Annotated in this window: 12 protein-coding genes and 1 pseudogene; 9 read left to right on the top strand and 4 right to left on the bottom strand. The window is 73.1% G+C overall.

The features are described from left to right. Window positions 1–188: pseudogene (locus ACZ7LE_RS27915) on the bottom strand (ABC transporter ATP-binding protein); the annotation flags it as partial. A 302-nt stretch (window positions 189–490) separates the two neighbouring features. Between ACZ7LE_RS27915 and ACZ7LE_RS27910 the strand changes: the two are divergent. Further along, window positions 491–3769 (top strand): FtsK/SpoIIIE domain-containing protein, encoded by a 3279-nt coding sequence (locus ACZ7LE_RS27910; protein ID WP_470406459.1) that lies wholly within the window; start codon window positions 491–493, stop codon window positions 3767–3769. Here the strand turns inward: ACZ7LE_RS27910 and ACZ7LE_RS27905 are convergent. Further along, window positions 3717–4139: a hypothetical protein gene (locus ACZ7LE_RS27905; RefSeq protein ID WP_470406458.1), complete on the bottom strand. Its 423-nt coding sequence runs from the start codon at window positions 4137–4139 to the stop codon at window positions 3717–3719. The two genes, ACZ7LE_RS27910 and ACZ7LE_RS27905, sit on opposite strands and share 53 nt — an antisense overlap. Before the next feature lie 287 nt (window positions 4140–4426). Here ACZ7LE_RS27905 and ACZ7LE_RS27900 point away from each other — a divergent pair, with 287 nt between their 5' ends. Beyond that, window positions 4427–4675 carry a WhiB family transcriptional regulator gene (locus ACZ7LE_RS27900; RefSeq protein WP_026365970.1) on the top strand — a complete coding sequence of 83 codons (249 nt, stop codon included), beginning with the start codon at window positions 4427–4429 and terminating at the stop codon, window positions 4673–4675. A gap of 97 nt (window positions 4676–4772) precedes the next feature. On the opposite strand, the gene ACZ7LE_RS27895 is transcribed toward ACZ7LE_RS27900, so the two are convergent. Then, on the bottom strand, window positions 4773–6254 hold the full coding sequence (locus ACZ7LE_RS27895) for a sensor histidine kinase (protein ID WP_470406463.1): 1482 nt from the start codon (window positions 6252–6254) through the stop codon (window positions 4773–4775). A 160-nt stretch (window positions 6255–6414) separates the two neighbouring features. On the opposite strand from ACZ7LE_RS27895, the gene ACZ7LE_RS27890 reads away from it, so the two are divergent. The 7 genes from ACZ7LE_RS27890 to ACZ7LE_RS27860 all read left to right on the top strand — a co-directional run bounded on the left by ACZ7LE_RS27890 (window position 6415) and on the right by ACZ7LE_RS27860 (window position 14844). After that, window positions 6415–6939: a DUF2505 domain-containing protein gene (locus tag ACZ7LE_RS27890; protein ID WP_470406457.1), complete on the top strand. Its 525-nt coding sequence runs from the start codon at window positions 6415–6417 to the stop codon at window positions 6937–6939. A 290-nt stretch (window positions 6940–7229) separates the two neighbouring features. Continuing rightward, on the top strand, window positions 7230–8573 hold the full coding sequence (locus tag ACZ7LE_RS27885; RefSeq protein WP_470406456.1) for an ABC transporter substrate-binding protein: 1344 nt from the start codon (window positions 7230–7232) through the stop codon (window positions 8571–8573). A 219-nt stretch (window positions 8574–8792) separates the two neighbouring features. Then, window positions 8793–10115 (top strand): extracellular solute-binding protein, encoded by a 1323-nt coding sequence (locus ACZ7LE_RS27880; protein WP_470406455.1) that lies wholly within the window; start codon window positions 8793–8795, stop codon window positions 10113–10115. Between the two features lie 172 nt (window positions 10116–10287). Then, a complete protein-coding gene (locus ACZ7LE_RS27875; protein ID WP_470406454.1) occupies window positions 10288–11304 on the top strand; it encodes a carbohydrate ABC transporter permease in 1017 nt (338 codons plus the stop codon). Further along, complete coding sequence (locus tag ACZ7LE_RS27870) at window positions 11301–12218, top strand: carbohydrate ABC transporter permease (RefSeq protein ID WP_470406453.1); 918 nt, start codon at window positions 11301–11303, stop codon at window positions 12216–12218. The genes ACZ7LE_RS27875 and ACZ7LE_RS27870 overlap by 4 nt, the downstream gene beginning before the upstream one ends. A gap of 5 nt (window positions 12219–12223) precedes the next feature. Next, window positions 12224–13822, top strand: coding sequence for a GH1 family beta-glucosidase (locus tag ACZ7LE_RS27865; protein WP_470406462.1), 1599 nt, complete (start codon window positions 12224–12226; stop codon window positions 13820–13822). A 29-nt stretch (window positions 13823–13851) separates the two neighbouring features. Then, entirely contained in the window at window positions 13852–14844 is a 993-nt protein-coding gene (locus tag ACZ7LE_RS27860; protein WP_470406452.1) for a LacI family DNA-binding transcriptional regulator, read from the top strand. 75 nt (window positions 14845–14919) lie between these two features. On the opposite strand, the gene ACZ7LE_RS27855 is transcribed toward ACZ7LE_RS27860, so the two are convergent. Then, window positions 14920–18504, bottom strand: coding sequence for a bifunctional proline dehydrogenase/L-glutamate gamma-semialdehyde dehydrogenase (locus tag ACZ7LE_RS27855; RefSeq protein ID WP_470406451.1), 3585 nt, complete (start codon window positions 18502–18504; stop codon window positions 14920–14922). Window positions 18505–18598 lie beyond the last annotated feature (94 nt).

The raw sequence follows: 18598 nt of genomic DNA, 5'->3' as shown, positions 1-18598 counted from the left end.
GAACCCGAGGGGCCCATGATCGCGGTGAACCGGCCCTGCTCGAAGTCCACGTCCACGCCGTCCAGAGCGCGCACGACCGCCTCACCCTTGCCGTACGTCTTGGTCAGGTTCCTGGCCCGGACGGCACGGGCGGCCCTGCCCGAACCCGGAGCCGGCTGGTCCGCCGGGACGTACACGGTGGTGTCCACGAGATTCTCCTCGGTGATCGACGCTGCTGCGTGAAAGTGGTCCGGCCTTCCCGGGGGTGAACCCCGGTTCGGCCGGCAGCAACGAACCTACGGAGCCGGGGCCGATCCGGACATCGGGCGTCGGCCTGATCCTTCCCTGGTCGTGTCATCCCTTGGTCGTACATCTCGTCAGCCCGGGGTAGGGGCAGTCCCCCAGGGGTTGTGCCCCAGGGAGCACGACGGAGAGCCTGTGGAAACCAAGGTTGTGCACAGAATCCCTGGTCAGGGCCCTGGGCGGGCCGACCGGCGGCCAGGCTGGGGGCATGACCAGAACCTCGTCGTCCGACGGCGCCGTGCGCGTGACCCTGCACCCGGGCGAGGACGTGCTCCTGCAACCGGGCGCTCGCCTCGGCGACGTCCGCGTGCCGCTGGCCGCGCTCGTCCGCCGCCCCGAGCTGCGGTGGGCGCCGCTGACGGTCGACGGGGTGCGCCTGACCGACGACCAGGTGGTCGGCGAGCGCCCGCTGCTGCCCGGCGCGGTGCTGCGGGCGCGGCGGCCCGAGGGGGCCGGGGTGGCTGCGGAGACCGGGGGCGGGCCCGGTGTCGTCGGTCCTGGTGGGGCCTGGCTGGTCGTCCGGGTGGCCGGCCCCGACGCCGGGACCGTCGTGCGCGTCGACGGCCCGTGGGCCGCCCTCCGGGCAGGGGTCCGCCTGCGCCGGGGCGGACGACTCACGATCCGCCGGTCCCGGGGTCCGGCGGACCTGCTCGCTCCCCGGCCGGAGGCCGCTCCGGGCGGCGTCCCGTGGCCGCTCGTGCTGCTCCCCGCGGTCACGTCGCTCGTGCTCGCGGCGGCGCTGCGCCAGCCGGTTCTGGCGGCGTTCGCCCTGGTAGGCCTGGTTGTCGCCGCCCCGCAGCTGCGCGCCGCCCGGCAGCGGACGTCGGGCCGGGGCGCCGCGCGCGGCGGGGTTCGCGAGCTGCCCGGGCCGGCGCGTCTCCTCGCGTTCGCGCACGCCGCGCTCCACGTGTCGCCGGGCGCGTGGACGGCGGCACGGACGGCCTGGGCGGCCGCCCGCGCTCGTGAGGCGGCGCCCTCCGTCGCCGGGTCCGGAGCGGTCGACCACCCGGCCGGGCCGGACGGCCCGTGGGCCGCGCTGCTGCGGGACCGCGCGGTCGCCGTGCTCGGGCCCGCGGACCTCGCCCGGTCGGTCGCCCGCGCGCTGGTCGCCGGGCTCGCCGCCCGGGGCGCGGCCGTGCGGGTCGACGGCGACGCCCCGGGCTGGTCCTGGACCCGCTGGCTCCCCGACGGCGAGGCGTCGGTGCTGGTGGTCGACGCCGGGGTGGGCGACAGCGGCGTCGTCCACGACGGCCTGACCGGCAGCGGCGTGGCGGGCAGGCCCGTCCCGTCGTCCGCCCACCTGGTGGTGTCCGTCGGCGCCGTGCCGCCCGGCTGCCGGGCGACGGTTCACGTGCTCGACGCGCGCCGGGTCCGGATCACGGGGCCGGATGGCGCCGCGCGGACCGTGCCGCTGGTCGGCGTCACCGTCGAGTGGGCGGACCACCTGGCCCGGCTGCTGGCGGGCGCCGCCTGGCTCGGCCGGACGGCCGGCACGCTGCGGGGCTCGATCGGCGGCAGCGAGACCGGCCACGCCCTCGTCGACGTCGGCGTCGGCGTCGGCGTCGGCGGCACCCTCCCTGGGACCGCCGACACCCGGCGGAGCCTCGCGACGGCCCACGCCGACGACCAGCGCCTGCCCGCCGTCGTGTCCCTGACCAGGGCGCACGGCCTCGACGAGGTCCCGGGTCCGGACCAGGTCGCCGCTCGGTGGGCCCACGCCGAGGGACGGGGGTCCGCGCAGGGCCTGGCGACCGCGCGGGGCCCGGCGTCCGCGCAGAGCCTGGCGTCGGCGGAGGACCGGTCGTCCGCCGCGGGCCGGGCGCGCTCCGACGCCTGGGCCGTGCCGCTCGGCCTCGGCGCGGACGGCACGCCCGTGCTCCTGGACCTGGTCCGGGACGGGCCGCACCTGCTCGTGGCGGGCACCACCGGATCAGGCAAGTCCGAGCTGCTCCAGACGCTGGTGCTCGGGCTGGCCCTGGCCCGGTCGCCCGCCGACGTCGCGCTCGTGCTGATCGACTTCAAGGGCGGTGCGAGCCTCGGCGCCTGCGGCCGGCTGCCGCACGTGGTGGGGCAGGTGACCGACCTCGAACCCGGCCTGGCCGCGCGAGCGCTCGCCGGGCTGCGCGCGGAGCTACGGCGCCGCGAGCGGGTCCTCGCCGAGCGCGGCGCGGCGGACGTCGTCGCGCTCCCACCGGGCGTGCTGCCCCGGCTGGTCGTCGTGATCGACGAGTTCCGGGCCCTGGCCGACGACCTGCCCGCGTTCCTGCCGGCCCTGCTGCGCGTCGCGGCGCAGGGCCGGTCGCTCGGCGTGCACCTGGTGCTCGCCACCCAGCGGCCGGGCGGCGCGGTCGGCCCCGACCTGCGGGCCAACGTCAGCGCCCGGCTGGCGCTCCGGGTCACCGATCCGCTGGAGTCGCGCGACGTGATCGACGACCCCGCCGCCGCGTATCTCCCGGGCACGACGCCGGGACGGGCCGTGCTGCGCCTCGGATCGGCGCCGCCCGTGCTGCTGCAGTGCGCGCACGCCACGGCGCCGCCCCAGCCGCGGCAACCCCTGGTGCGCCGCGCACCCGCACGCGCGGGAGCCCGCGCGGCGATACCGGCCGTCGCCGTCCCGGACGCCACCGGCCCGCACGCCACCGGCTCGCACGCTCCAGGACCGGACGTCGCCGGGCAGGACACCGCGGAGCAGGACGTCGCCACGCTGGTCGTCGACGCCGTCCGCCGTGCCGCCAGGACGATGGGTCATCGCCCGGGCCCACCGCCCTGGCTGCCGCCGCTTCCGCGGTCCGCCGGGGCCGCCGACCTGCCTCCGCGCACCCGGCGCGATCGGGACGGACTCGCGCTCGCACTGGGCGACGACGCGGAGAGGCAGCGCCGCACGACGATCGCCTGGCGCCCCGAGGACGGCCACCTCGCGGTGCTCGGCCGGGCCCGCTCGGGCCGCACGACCGCCCTGGTCACGGTGGCCCTGTCGGCGTTGCGCCAGGGCTGGCGGGTGCACGGGATCACCCGCGACGCCGCCGGGCTGGGGGCACTGCGGGACCGTCCCGGCTACGCCGGCACCAGCCACCCGGACGACGCCGAGGCGCTCGACCGTCTGGTGTCCGGCGAGCCCCGGGCACCCCGCGTGCTCGTGCTGATCGACGGCATCGAGGACGTGCGCGCCACGCTGCCCCTCGCGGCGCTGCGGTCGGGCGTGGCGTTCGCCGTCACGGCCGACGGCCCGTCCGTGGGCGGCCTGGCCGCGCGCTTCGGACCGCACCTGGTGCTGCTGAGCGCCGATCGCGCGGCCGACGTCGTGCTCGGGGCGCCGGCGATCCTCGCGGGCGCGGGCGGACCGCCGGGCCGGGCCGCCTGGTGCGGCCGGGGCGACCCCGTGCTGTGCCAGGTGCTGGAGCCGGAGGTCGCGCCACCGGACCAGCCGCGGGCGCTCAGTCCTCCGAGCGCGTCCCGGACGTCGCCGCGACGACGGAGGGCGTCATGAGCAGCACGGTCACGCCCACCGCGATCACGAGGGCCACCCACCCACCCGGGACGGCGGGTCCGCTGCCGCTCCCGATCGCCGCGATCGACCCGATGATCTGAAAGAGCTGCCAGGTCACGACGGGTCCGCGACCAGATCGACGACCCGCGAGAAGTGCACGGCAGCACACCACGAGAACCCAGGCGACTCCCAGGAGGAAGAGAACCAGAAAGAGGCTCACTCCCACGGACATGGAACCGCCCGTAACGAGTTCACCAAGAAGCACCACCGCGAAAGCAACGAGGCCGATCACCTCGACCACGACGCCGATCACGAGGGCACGAAGAAACGGCGGGACACAAGGCGCGAAAAAGGCTTCCAGTACGGGCACGACGGACTAGGATACTTGCGAGACGGGTATTCACAATAGTGTGACGGATACCTCAGGGTTCATGGCCCAGAAACTTCGCCGTAACCCCTTGTGCGAGCGTTCACGAGCGTGTGAACCTAGATGCAGCAATCCCACACACCCCCGAACACACCCCCGTCGGTCGCCGCCTGGCGCTCAGGGATCGGAAAACGATCCACAACCAGACCTGCGCGCCCCAGACGCACGACGACGATGCTCCCTCGTGGCGAGCCGGACGGTGGGAAGTTCCTTCCAAGGAGTACGTGACCATGGACTGGCGCCACCGCGCAGCATGCCTCGAAGAGGACCCCGAGCTGTTCTTCCCCATCGGCAACACGGGCCCTGCCCTGCTGCAGATCGAGGAGGCCAAGGCCGTGTGCCGTCGCTGCGACGTAGTCGACACCTGCCTCAAGTGGGCGATCGAGTCCGGCCAGGATGCCGGCGTCTGGGGCGGCATGAGCGAGGACGAGCGCCGTGCGCTCAAGCGCCGCACCGCGCGCGCTCGTCGCGCAGGCTGAACCTACAGCACAGCACCACCCCGCACCACGATCTCCGCGAGCCACGCCTGGGCAAGCCCCCTCCGCCCAGGCGTGGCTCGCGTCTTTCCTGACGGCGTCAGGAACGGGCCGGCTCGGCCACCCGTAGCACGAGCTGCAGCACCACCTCGGTGCCGCCGCCGGGCCGCGCCGACCACTCGATGGTCCCGCCGAGCTCGTTGGTGACGAGCGTGCGCACGATCTGCGTGCCCAGGCCGCTGCCGGGGCCCCGGCCGGCGGCGCCGCCGTTCTCGGGCAGCCCCACGCCGTCGTCGGCCACGACCACCCGCAGGTCGGAGTTCTCACGCTCCACGGCGATCTCCACGGTGCCCGCGGAACGCCCGACGAACCCGTGCTCGACCGCGTTGGTGACCAGCTCCGTCAGCACGAGCGCGAGTGGCGTCGCGTCCTGGGCCGGCACCATGCCGAACGATCCGGTGCGCACGGTCCGCACCGAGGTGTCCGCCGAGGCGACGTCGGCCGTGAGCCGCAGCGCCCTGCCCACCATGTCGTCGAGCTCGACCTGCTCGTCGAGCGTCTGCGAGAGGCTCTCGTGCACCAGGGCGATCGTGGAGACCCGGCGCATGGCCTCCTCGAGCGCCTCCTTGGCGGCCGGCACGTCCATGCGCCGGGCCTGGAGCCGCAGCAGCGCGGCCACGGTCTGCAGGTTGTTCTTGACGCGGTGGTGGATCTCACGGATCGTCGCGTCCTTGGTGATCAGCTCGCGCTCGCGCCGGCGCAGCTCGGACACGTCGCGGCACAGCAGCACGGCACCGATGCGCTGGCCGCGGTCGGTCAGCGGCATCGCGCGCAGCGACAGGGACACCCCGTGCGCCTCGATGTCCGTGCGCCACGGGGCACGACCCATCACCACGAGCGGCAGCGACTCGTCCACGGGCTGGAGCTGCTCCACCATGTCCGCCGTCACCTCGACGAGGGACTGCCCCACGAGCGGACCGATCACACCGAGCCGGTGGAAGCACGACAGCGCGTTGGGGCTGGCGTACAGCACCTCGCCCTCGGAGTTGAGGCGGATCAGGCCGTCGCCGACGCGCGGCGCACCGCGGCGCGAGCCGGTCGCGGCGTTCGGCAGGGGGAACTCGCCCCGCGGGATCATCGCCACGAGGTCGTCGGCCGCCTCGACGTAGTTCAGCTCCAGGCGCGACGGCGTGCGGCCCGAACCGAGGTTGGTCTGCCGCGCGATCACGGCGACCGCCGTGTCCTTGTGGACGACGGGGATCGCCTCCTCCCGCACGGCGTACGCGCCGAACCAGCGCGGCTCGCGGGCGCGCTGCGCCTTCGCCTCGGCCATCGCCTTGGCGAGCTGCGGACGCTGCCCCTCGGGCGCGAACGAGCCGACGACGTCGTCGTAGTGCACGGTCGCGCCCGTCGAGGGACGACACTGCGCGATCGCGACGAACCGCCCGTCGTCGGTCGGCAGCCACAGGACGAGGTCCGCGAACGCGAGGTCCGAGACCACCTGCCAGTCGCCGACCAGGAGATGCAGCCACTCCACGTCGGCCGGCTCGAGGTCGGCGTGCTCAAGGATCAGGTCACTCATCGCGGACACGCGCCAAGCCTATGTCGGAACCGGCTCATGGCCCGATGAGGACGCGGCGCGTACCCGGGGCCCGGCCACGACTCCCTCGGATCGGACGTGCGCAACGCGTCGGTTAGAGTTCGACCACCGGCATGCCCCGTCGGCGCGAGGAGGAGAGCCCGTGCACCTGACAGTGGACCTGACGTTCCCCGCAGACATCGACGACGTCTCCGCGATGCTCGCCGACGAGTCGTTCGTACGGTGGCGCGCCCAGCGCTCCACCGGCTCGGTGAACGGCGTGGTCGAGCAGGCCGACGTCACGGGGACCGCGGTCACCGGCTTCACCGTGGTGGTGCGCCGCACCCTGCCGACCGACATCATCCCCGTGCAGGCCCGCCCCTTCGTGGGCGCGCACCTCGAGATCCGCCAGGCCGAGGCCTGGGAGGCGGCGTCCGACGGCCGCCGGACGGGCACCGTGGCGGTCGAGATCCTGGGCGCGCCGGTGCGGGTGACGGCCACCGCGGCCCTGACCGCCCTGCCCGACGGCGGGACCCGCCTCACCTACGCGGGGGACGTCCGGGCGACGGTCCCCCTGTTCGGCACCGTGATCGAGGAGGCCGCGGTCGGCGCCGTACGCACCACCCTCGAGACCGAGGCGGCGGCGGGGCGCGACTGGCTCGCCGGCAAGCGCACGGGTACGGCCTGAGCCGTCCCGGACAGGACTTCCCCTGACGGGGCCGCCCCTGCCAGGATGCCCTGCAGGCCGCACCCGGTGTGCGGCCCGACTCAGATCCTGACGAGTTTTTTCCCTTCCAGGCACGACTGCGGCATTTCAGACATCGTTTGCTAATTGGTACTTTACGTTCGTTCCACCTGGTTCGTTTCGCGACGGCGAGGTGCTAGAACCTGAGCGAACATTCGTGTCGGATGTGGGCGAGTTTGTGCTCTGATATCGCTTTCACGCATCCACACGCGTACCGAACCCGAGGAGTATCAGTGCCCACCAAACACGGACCGGTCCGAAGCCGGACCGTCGCCCCCCGCCGCGCGGCTGTCGCTACGCTCGCGGCCTTCGTCCTGCCCCTCACCGGATGCGGATCGCTCCTGGGTGAGGAGACCGCGGGCTCCGACGGCGACGACGCTCCGATCACCCTGACCGTGTCCACGTTCAACGACTTCGGGTACACCGACGAGCTGCTCGCCCGGTACACCGAGGAGCACCCGAACGTGACCGTCGAGCACATCGTGGCACCGACGTCCGACGAGGCCCGCCTGCAGATGCTCAAGGCGTTCACCACGGGTGACGGCTCCGAGCTCGCCGACGTGGTCGCGGCCGAGGTCGACTGGCTGCCGGAGCTGATGGAGCACTCGGAGCTCTTCGAGGACCTGACGGACCCCGAGGTCACCAAGCGCTGGGTGGACTGGAAGGTCGCGCAGGCCACGACGACGGACGGCGAGCTCCTGGGCTACGGCACCGACATCGGCCCGGAGGCGATCTGCTACCGCGCCGACCTGTTCGAGGCCGCAGGCCTGCCGACCGGCCGCGACGAGGTCGCCCAGCTGCTCGGCGGCAAGGACGCCACGTGGGAGCGCTACTTCGAGGTGGGCCGCCAGTTCACGGCGCAGTCCGACGCCGCGTGGTTCGACGGCACCACCGGCATGTTCCAGGGCATGGTCAACCAGCTGCCCGCCGCCTTCGAGGACCCGGCGACGCAGAAGCCGACCGACCTGGCGACCAACAGCGAGGTCCGCGCGATCTACGACCAGATCACCTCCGGCATCAACGACGGTCTCTCGGCCGGCCTGGAGCAGTGGACCCCGCAGTGGACAGCCGGGTTCCAGCAGAACGCGTTCGCCACGATGCTGTGCCCCGGCTGGATGATGGGCCCGATCGAGTCCTACTCCCAGGGGGTCAAGGGCTGGGACGTCGCCAACGTCTTCCCTGGTGGCGGCGGTAACTGGGGCGGCTCGTTCCTGACCGTGCCGTCGGCCGGCCTGCACACGGAGGAGGCCAAGGAGCTCGCCGCGTGGCTCACGGCTCCGGAGCAGCAGACGGAGGCCTTCACGACCGCCGGCGCGTTCCCGTCCCAGATCGAGGCCCAGGACTCCGAGGCCGTGCAGGGCTACGTGAACCCGTTCTTCAACAACGCCCCGGTGGGCACGATCTTCACCGCCCGGGCCCAGTCCATCGACAGCGCCCCGCACAAGGGCCAGTACTACTTCGCCATCCGTGACGAGGTCAACAACGCGCTGGCCGCCGTCGACGCCGGGACGAACAGCCCCGAGATCGCCTGGAACCAGGCGGTGCAGACCGTCTCCGGCTTCCGCATCAAGGAGTAGGCGCACCAGGCTTTCGCCCGCTCCCGCCTTGACACGGCGGGGCACACAACGCAACGATCAGGTCGCGTGGTAGCGCTCCCACACCCCAGGAGTGGGAGCGCTCCCAATGCCGGTACGCAGATGTGCCAAGCCCGGCACGAGAGCGCGACCCGCAAGAACCCGCAGAACCGCAGAACCGCAGAACCCGTAGGACCAGACCGCACGACAAGGGAGTCCCCAGTGCTGAGCAGTACCCGACCCACGCGGCGCGCAGCCGCCCGTACCCTCCAGGCGACCGCCGGCGTGGCCGCTGTCGCCCTCGCCCTCACCGCCTGCGGCGGCGGATCCGACGAAGGATCCGGCGAGGAGGACGGCCCGATCACCCTGAAGGTCGCGACCTTCAACGACTTCGGCTACACCGACGAGATGCTCGCCTCGTACACCGAGGAGCACCCGAACGTCACGGTCGAGCAGGTCAAGGCAGCGACGTCGGACGACGCCCGCGCCAACCTGACCACCAAGCTCGCCGCCGGTGGCGACGGCCTGGCCGACATCGAGGCCATCGAGGTCGACTGGCTGCCCGAGCTCATGCAGTACCCCGACCTGTTCACCGACCTGGCCGACCCGGCGCTCGACGGCCGCTGGGTGGACTGGAAGGTCCAGCAGGCCACCACGACCGACGGCAAGGTCATCGGTTACGGCACCGACATCGGCCCGGAGGCCGTCTGCTACCGCGCCGACCTGTTCGAGGAGGCCGGCCTGCCGACCGACCGCGAGGAGGTCGCGGAGCTGCTCGGCGGCGACGACGCCACGTGGGAGGACTACTTCGCCGCGGGCCGCAAGTTCGTGAAGAAGTCCGACAGCGCGTGGTACGACAGCGTCGGCGGCACCTTCCAGGGCATGGTCAACCAGCTCCCCGCGGCGTTCGAGGACCCGGAGACGGGTGAGCCCAAGGACCTCGCGACCAACACCGACGTCAAGGACCTCTACGACGAGATCACCGGCTCGGTGGACGACGACCTGTCGGCCGGCCTGATCCAGTGGGAGGCCGACTGGGACGCCGGCTTCCAGAACGACGCGTTCGCCACGATGCTCTGCCCCGGCTGGATGACGGGTGCGGTCGAGGAGCGCGCCGGCGGCGTCGAGGGCTGGGACGTCGCCAACGTCTTCCCGGGCGGCGGCGGCAACTGGGGCGGCTCGTTCCTGACCGTCCCGGAGACGGGCGAGCACACCGAGGCGGCCAAGGAGCTCGCCGCGTGGCTGACCGACCCGGCACAGCAGACCAAGGCGTTCGAGGCCGCGGGCACGTTCCCGTCGCAGCTCGAGGCGCAGGACTCCGAGGCCGTGCAGGCCTCCACGAACGCGTTCTTCAACGACGCGCCGGTCGGCGAGATCTTCTCGGAGCGTGCCCAGAGCATCGACGGTGCGCCGTTCAAGGGTGCGAACTACTTCGCCATCCGTGACGAGGTCACCAACGCGCTCAACCGCGTCGACGTCACGAAGTCGCAGGACGCCGACGAGGCCTGGGACGAGGCCGTCGAGAAGGCTGCCGCGCTCGGCTGAGCAGGCACTGCCTGAACCGGGCCCACCCCGGGCCTGAACCGCTGGCCGCGACCGGTGGTCGGGCTCGTCGAGACACCCGTCTCGGCGAGCCCGGCCACCGGTCGCGCCACGCGGGCGTCGCACCGAAGCGGCGACACGACGATGACACAGCGGAAGATGACCGGAAGATGACATGGCCGTCCTGACACCTCAAAGATCAGCACCGGGGTCCGGTGCACCACAGCGCGAGTCGCGCAGACTCGGCTTCTCCCAGCGGCTCGGCCGCTGGGACGTGAAGCTCTCCCCGTACCTGTACATCTCGCCGTTCTTCGTCCTGTTCGCGGTGACCGGCCTGTTCCCCCTCGCCTACACGGCGTACGTGTCGGTGCACGAGTGGAGCCTGCTGGGCGGGCAGGGCGACTTCGTGGGCCTGCAGAACTTCGTGGACGTGCTGAACCAGCCGACGTTCTGGAAGGCCCTGGTCAACACGCTCTCGATCTTCGTGTTCTCCTCGGTGCCGCAGGTGATCCTGGCGATCGTCATCGCCGCGCTCCTCGACCAGAACCTGCGCGCGGCGACCTTCTGGCGCATGGGTGTGCTGATCCCCTACGTGGTCGCGCCCGTCGCGGTCTCGCTGATCTTCGGCCGCCTGTTCGCCGACCAGTACGGCCTCATCAACGGCATGCTCAACGCGGTCGGCCTGGACTCGATCGCCTGGCACGGCGACCGGATCGCCAGCCACGTGGCCATCGCCACGATGGTGAACTACCGCTGGCTGGGCTACAACGCCCTGATCTTCCTCGCAGCGATGCAGGCGGTGCCGCGTGACCTGTACGAGGCCGCCGTGATCGACGGCGCGGGCCGCGTGCGGCAGTTCTTCTCCATCACCGTGCCGCAGATCCGGGCCACCATCATCTTCGTCGTCATCACGTCGACCATCGGCGGCCTGCAGATCTTCGACGAGGTCCGCCTGTTCGACTCGATCGGCCTCGGCGGACCGGACCAGAACTGGATGACCACCGTGGTGTTCCTCTACGACCTCGCGTGGGGCGACCAGCACAGCCTCGGGCGCGCCTCGGCCGTCGCCTGGCTCCTGTTCCTCCTCATCGTGCTGATCGGCCTCGTGAACTTCCTGGTCACGCGGCGGATCTCCTCGTCCGACGGGGTCCGGAAGACCACCCGCAAGCGCAGCACCAGGGGGAACGCATGAGCTCCGTCGCCGTCACCGCACAGACCGCGGGATCGGGTGCCGCCAAGGCGGCTGCCCGCCGCCGGGCCCGGAAGGCCGGCGGCGGCGCGAACCGCCGCGCCGGCTGGATCGTCTACACCCTGCTGGGGATCGTGCTGCTCGTCTCGGCCTTCCCGCTGTACTTCACGCTGCTGCTCGGCTCGTCCGACCCCGTGGAGATCTCGCGCAGCGCCGTGCCGCAGTGGTTCCCCGACCTGTCGCTGTTCACCCAGTTCCAGACGGTCATCGAGTCGACCCAGATCAACTTCTGGAAGGCGCTGACCAACTCCGTGATCATCGCGGTCGTGGTCTCGGCCGCCGTCGTGCTGTTCTCGACGCTCGCCGGCTACTCGTTCGCGAAGCTGCGCTTCCGCGGCCGCGGGCCCCTGCTGGTGTTCGTCATCGCCACGATGGCGGTCCCGACCCAGCTCGGCGTGATCCCGCTGTACATCCTCATGTCGGACCTGCACTGGGTCGGCAAGCTGCAGGCGGTCATCGTCCCGGTGCTGGTCAGCGCGTTCGGCGTCTTCTGGATGACGCAGTACCTGTCGGAGTCGCTGCCGTACGAGCTGATCGAGGCCGCCCGCGTGGACGGCGCCTCGATGATCCGCACCTTCTGGAGCATCGCGCTGCCCGCGGCGCGCCCGGCCGCGGCCATGCTCGGCCTGTTCACGTTCGTGCAGCAGTGGACCAACTTCTTCTGGCCGTCGATCGTGCTCAGCTCGGACAACCCGACGCTGCCGCTCGTCGTAAAGTCGCTGCAGTCGAACTACTTCGTGGACTATTCGTTGGTCATGGGCGGTGTGTTCCTCGTGACGCTGCCGCTGCTGGTGATCTTCGCCTTCGTCGGCAAGCAGCTCGTCGCAGGAATCATGCAGGGAGCCGTGAAGGGATGACCCAGATGACCCGCGAGCTCACGCAGAGCTTCAAGACCGACCCGGCGGCGCCGCGCGTGCCCGCCCCCGGGATCGCGCTGCCGTACACACCGAGCGCGCCGCGCACCGCGCCGTCGTCGAACGCGACCGGGAGCGTGCCCTTCCCGGACGGCTTCCTCTGGGGCGCGGCCACCGCCGCCTACCAGGTGGAGGGCGCCGCCCACGAGGACGGCCGCGAGGACTCCGTGTGGGACGTGTTCGCGCACGTCCCGGGCGCCGTCCTGAACCAGGAGGACGGCGAGGTCGCCTGCGACCAGTACCACCGCTATCCCGCGGACGTCGCGCTCATGAAGGACCTCGGCATCAAGGCGTACCGGTTCTCGACGTCGTGGTCCCGGGTGGTCCCCGGCGGGCGCGAGGTCAACCCGGCCGGCCTGGCCTACTACGACCGGCTCGTGGACGAGCTGCTGGGCGCGGGCATCCTGCCGTGGCTCACGCTCTACCACTGGGACCTGCCGCAGGCGATCGAGGCCGAGTCGAACGGCTGGGTCAACCGCGACACCGCCTACCGGTTCCGCGACTACGCCGTGACGATGCACGAGGCGATCGGCGACCGCGTCGACGTGTGGACCACGCTCAACGAGCCGTGGTGCGCCGCCTTCCTGGGCTACACGGGCGGCCAGCACGCGCCGGGCCGGCAGTCCCGCGAGGACGGGCTGGCCGCGGCGCACCACCTCATGCTGGCCCACGGCCTGGCCGTGCAGGCGCTGCGCGAGCGGGCGCCCGAGGCGAACCTCGGCATCACGCTCAACTTCGAGGTCGAGGACCCGCTGAACCCGGACGACCCCGCCGACGTCGACGCCGCGCGCCGGCTCGACGGTGGGTTCACCCGCATCTTCGCCGACCCGATCCTGCGGGGCGCGTACCCGCTGGACGTGCTGGAGGACGTGCGCGAGTACGGCCTGGAGCAGCACATCCAGGAGGGCGACCTGGAGATCATCTCGACGCCCATCGACTCGCTCGGCGTGAACTACTACCACGGCAACGCCGTGGCGGCGGTGCCGGCCGAGCACCCGCTCGACGGCGGCGCTCCGGTGACCCGTCCGTCGTCGTCCCCGTTCCCGGGCGGCGACGGCGCGTACACGCACCCGCGCGGGCTGCCCGTGACCACCCAGAACTGGGAGGTGCAGCCCGAGGGCCTCACCCGCCTCCTGCTGCGCCTGCAGCAGGACTACACGGGCCCGCGCGGCATCGCCCTGTACGTCACCGAGAACGGCAGCGCCTACGACGACGTCGTGGGCCCGGACGGGTTCGTGGACGACCAGGAGCGCCTCGACTTCGTCGACGTGCACCTGCGCGCCGTCAAGGACGCGATCGACGAGGGCGCCGACGTGCGCGGCTACTTCGGCTGGTCCCTGCTCGACAACTACGAGTGGGCGTGGGGCTACGGAAAGCGCTTCGGCCTCGTGCGCGTGGACTTCGAGACGCAGGAGCGTACGGTCAAGGCGTCCGGCCGCTGGTACGGTCAGGTCGCGCGGGCCAATGCCGTTCCGGAGCGAAATGTCGCACCCGTGCCGTACCCGACCGGCGACGACGGCGGAGACAAGGCGGTTCCGACGGCGTGACGACCTCAGGCCCACCCACCCTCGATGACGTGGCCCAGGCGGCCGGGGTGTCCCGGTCGACCGCGTCGCGCGCCATCAACGGTGGCCTGCGAGTCTCCCCCGAGGCGCAGGCGGCGGTCGACGACGCCGTCGCCCGCCTCGGGTACGCACCGAACCGAGCCGCCCGGTCCCTCGTGACCCGGCGCACCGACTCGATCGCCCTCGTGGTGCCCGAGCCGGACCAGCGCATCCTCACCGACCCGTTCCTCTCCGGCACCCTCGCGGGTGTCAGCGAGGGGCTGGCCGGGACGGACCTCCAGCTCGTGCTGCTGCTCGCCCGCCCGGGCGAGCAGCGCGGGCGGGTGGGCCGCTACCTGCGCAGCGGCCATGTCGACGGCGTCATCGTGGCGTCGCACCACAAGGGCGACCAGCTCGAGACGGAGCTCGGGCCGGCGGCGCTGCCGGCCGTCTTCGTGGGGCGGCTGTTCGAGCCCGACCCGTTCTTCTCGCGCGGCCTGCGCTACGTCGACGTCGACAACGTCGCGGGCGGACGCATCGCCACCCAGCGGATGATCGACCGGGGCCGCCGGCGCATCGGCACCATCACCGGACCGCTCGACATGCCCGCCGGCGTGGACCGGATGACCGGCTGGCGGGACGCCCTGCGCGACGCCGGCCTGCCCGACGACGCGCTGGTCGAGGGCGACTTCACCGTCGCCGGCGCGCACGTCGCGGCCGCACGGCTCCTGGACCGGCACCCCGACCTGGACGGCATCTTCGCGGCGTCCGACCTGATGGCCGAGGCCACGCTGCGGGTGCTCGCCGAGCGCGGCCGCTCCGTACCGGGGGACGTCTCCGTGGTCGGGTTCGACGACCTGGGCATCGCCGAGACGACGTCGCCCCGGCTGACGACCGTGCACAACCCGGTGGTGCAGATGGTCGGCGCCGCCACGAGCATGCTCGTCGACCTGGTCGCGGGCCGCCCGGTCCGCGACGAGCGCCGCATCTTCGCCCCGCGCCTGGTCGAGGGCGACTCCGCCTGACTTCCTCGTTGAGTGCTGGCTATTTGTTGCTTCCCGGGGTCCCGGGCAACAAATAGCCAGCACTCAACGGTGGCTCTAGGCCGTGCGCTGGTGGCCGTAGCGGTGCATCGTGCGGCTGACCGCCTGCTCGCGCAGCATCGTGAGCAGCTCGCGGCGGCCGCTCGCCAGCACCGGGCCGTCCAGCACCGTCACCGAGCCCAGGCGGCTCGCCGCGGCGTCGCGCAGGCCGGGCGCCTCGCCCACCACGCGGATCCGGCCGGTCACCACGCCGTCGGCGACGGACTCGGCGAACGCCTCGTCCGAGACCTCCTGCCCGACGACGGTCGCGTCGACCCCCGCCCGCGCGGCCGCGGCCAGCACGCGCTGCACCTCGGCGTCCGGCGCGCCCGCGCCGACGCGCACCGTGATGCCCGGGACGGGCCGGTAGCGGAACACGTTCGACTCGACGCCGAGCCCGGACGGGTCGTGCGCCTGCGAGAACTCGGTGAGCCAGGCGCGGGCGTCGTCGGCCCGGGCCCAGGCGAGCCAGCCCGCCGGGTCCTCGGTGCGCGACGGCACGTCGGGCGCGTCGGCCCACCGGCCGAGCTGCGCCACGTAGTTGGGGCCGCCCGCCTTGGCGCCGGAGCCCACCACGGAGGCCTTCCAGCCGCCGAACGACTGGCGCTGCACGATCGCGCCGGTGATGTGCCGGTTCACGTACGCGTTGCCGACCTCGACGCGGTCGAGCCAGTGCTCCACCTCGGCGTCGTCCAGCGAGTGGATGCCGCCGGTCAGGCCGAACGAGACGGCGTTCTGCAGGTCGAGCGCTTCGTCCAGGGTGCGGGCGGTCATGATGCCCAGCACGGGTCCGAAGGCCTCGGTGAGGTGGAAGAACGTGCCGGGGCGGACGCCGTCGCGCACACCCGGGGTCCACAGCCGGCCCTTGCCGAGGCCGGCTTCCTGCGCCACCGCGTCGAGACGACGCGGCCGCACGAGCCAGCTCTCGCCCTGCTCCAACGTGGTCAGCGCGCGCAGCAGCTTGCCCTGCGCGGGCTCGGTGAGCGGGCCCATCACCGTGGCCAGGTCGGTCGCGGGGCCGACGGCGAGCGACGACACGGCGTCGACGAGCTGGCGGCGGAACCGCTCGCCCGTCACGGTGCGGGGGTCGCCCACCGAGCCGACGAGGATCACGAGCGACGCGGCGGAGCACTTCTGCCCCGCGTGCCCGAACGCCGAGCGCACCACGTCGGCGACGGCCAGGTCGAGGTCCGCCGACGGCGTCACGACGATCGCGTTCTTGCCCGACGTCTCCGCCAGCACCGGGAGCTCGGGGCGCCAGGACGCGAACATCTCCGCGGTCTCGATCGCGCCCGTGAGGATGACGCGGGACACGCCGTCGTGCGTCACGAGGCGGCGGCCGAGGTCGCCGTCCGGCACGCGGACGAACTGCGCGACGTCGCGCGCGATGGCCGGGTCGAGGCCGATCTCGGGGGCCACCTCGTCGAGCGCCGCGTGCACGGCCTCGACGGCGATCTCCAGGCAGCGCGGCGTGGGCGGCGCCGGCTTGGCGATCACGGAGGAGCCGGACGCGAGGCCGGCGAGCACGCCGCCGATCGGGATGGCGACGGGGAAGTTCCAGGGCGGCGTGACCAGCGTGACGCCGTCCGGCGTGTACCGGGCGCCCGGCCAGGCCTCCGACGCCGGGTCGAGGGCCTCGGCCGCCTGCGCGTAGTAGGCGGCGAAGTCCACGGCCTCGCTGACCTCGGGGTCGGCCTCGGCGACGGTCTTGCCGGCCTCGTGCACCATGGCGGCGACCAGGTCGGTGCGCGCGGCCTCCAGGTGCTGGGCCGCGGAGCGCAGCACGCGGCCGCGGTCCGCCGGGGCCACCTTGGCCCAGGCCGCGCCCGCGCGGCGGGCGAGCGCCACGACGTCGTCCACCTGGGCGGACGTCGCCAGCGGCTCGGCGAGCGCCGGCACGTACCCCGAGCGCGTGCTGGTGACCTGCTGGGCCCAGGCGCGGTGCTCGGCGACCGCGGGGTCGGTGTCGGCGGCGTTGTGGAACGGCCCGGTCATCTGCTCCGGCACGGGGCGCGGACGGCGGCGCGGGGCGACGTCGTCGGCCCCGTAGTGCACGCCCAGCTCGACGGAGGCGCGGAACGCGGCCTCCTGCCGGTCCATGGCGGAGCCACCGCTGGTCGAGCCTGTCGAGACCTGGGTTTCGACAGGCTCAACCCGCGCCGGGGCGAACGCCGCGTGCAGGAAGTTCTGCTCCGTGGCGTTCTCCTCCAGGCGGCGCACCAGGTAGGAGATGGCGACGTCGAAGTCCTCGTCGCGCACGACCGGCGTGTACAGCACCACGCGGCCGCTGTCCTTGGCGACCTCGTCGCGGACGGCGGCGGCCTCGGTGGGCGCCATGCCCTGGAGCATCTCGATGTCGAGCGCCTCGGAGACGCCGCGCGCCCGGCCGAGCAGGATCGCGAGCGCGACGTGGAACAGGTTGTGCGACGCCGCGCCGATGCGGACGGCGCGCGCGCGCTCGGGGCGCAGGGCGTGGTCGAGCATGCGCACGTAGTTGGCGTCGACGTCGGGCTTGGTCGGGTACGGCGCCTGCGCCCAGTCGTGCAGGGCAGCCTCGACGTGCTCCATCGCGAGGTTCGCGCCCTTGACGATGCGGACCTTGATGCGCGCGCCGCCGTCCGCGACGCGCTTCGCGGCGAACTCGGTGAGGCCGTCCAGGGCGCCGAGCGCGTCCGGGAGGTAGGCCTGGAGCACGATGCCGGCCTCCAGGTCGCGGAACTCGTCGCGGCCCAGGATGTCGGTGAAGACCGCGGTGGTCAGGGCGAGGTCGCGGTACTCCTCCATGTCGAGGTTGAGGAAGACGCCGTGGTCGCGCGCGGACCGGTAGAGCGGCAGGAGCTGCTCGACGACGCGGTCCCGGGAGCCGTCGAGGTCCCACGTGACGAGCTGCGCGGCGACGCTGGAGACCTTGATCGACACGTAGTCGACGTCCGGGCGCTCCACGAGCGCGACGGTGCGGGCCAGGCGGCCGGCGGCCTCGTCCTTGCCGAGCACGGCCTCGCCCAGGAGGTTCACGTTGAGGGTGTAGCCCTCGGCCCGGGTGCGGGCGAGGTGCGCGGTGAGGCCGTTGCCGGCGTCGGCCACGAGGTGGCCCACGAGCTGGCGCAGCCGGGCGCGGGCGGCGGGGACCACGATGCCGGGGAGCACCGGGGCGGTCAGCGCGCCGGCGCGGAACAGCGCGCGGTCGCTCGCACTGAGGAACGTGGCGCTGCCGGCCTTCTTGCCGAGACGGGCCAGGGCCTTGGCGGCGACGTGGACGTCCTGGGGACGGGCGACGTCGTCGACGAACCCGACGGCGAGCTCCAGGCCCGCGGGGTCGGAGACGAGCGCGCCGAGGGCGGCGGAGGCGCGGGCGACGGCCTTGTCGGTCTTCGAGCCGGTCGGGGCGGCAGTACCGGTTCCGGCGCCACCCCCGGCGGCGGCTCCCGTGGCGGTGCCGATCCAGGTCCGGGCGAGGGCTACGGCGTCCTCGACGAGGGTGTCGGCGGCGGGCTTCGCGGGCGGCTCGGTCGGAGCCTGCGGCGTCGCGCTGTCCGGTGCGCCTGCGCCCCCGGTCGGGACGTCGGCGGTGTCGGCGCTCCCGCGCCGGGCAGAGGTCTTCATGACACCAGGGTGCACCCGGTGCCGCTCGCGTGTATTGGCAGGATCACTCGCGATCCGCACAGGTTTCGGCCAAGGGGTGACGGCGTGCGCCGCG

The organism is Promicromonospora sp. NPDC110617 (genome assembly GCF_055598465.1).
The sequence above is the reverse complement of the archived record's forward strand: the minus strand, read 5'-3'. Positions and strand labels throughout refer to the sequence as shown.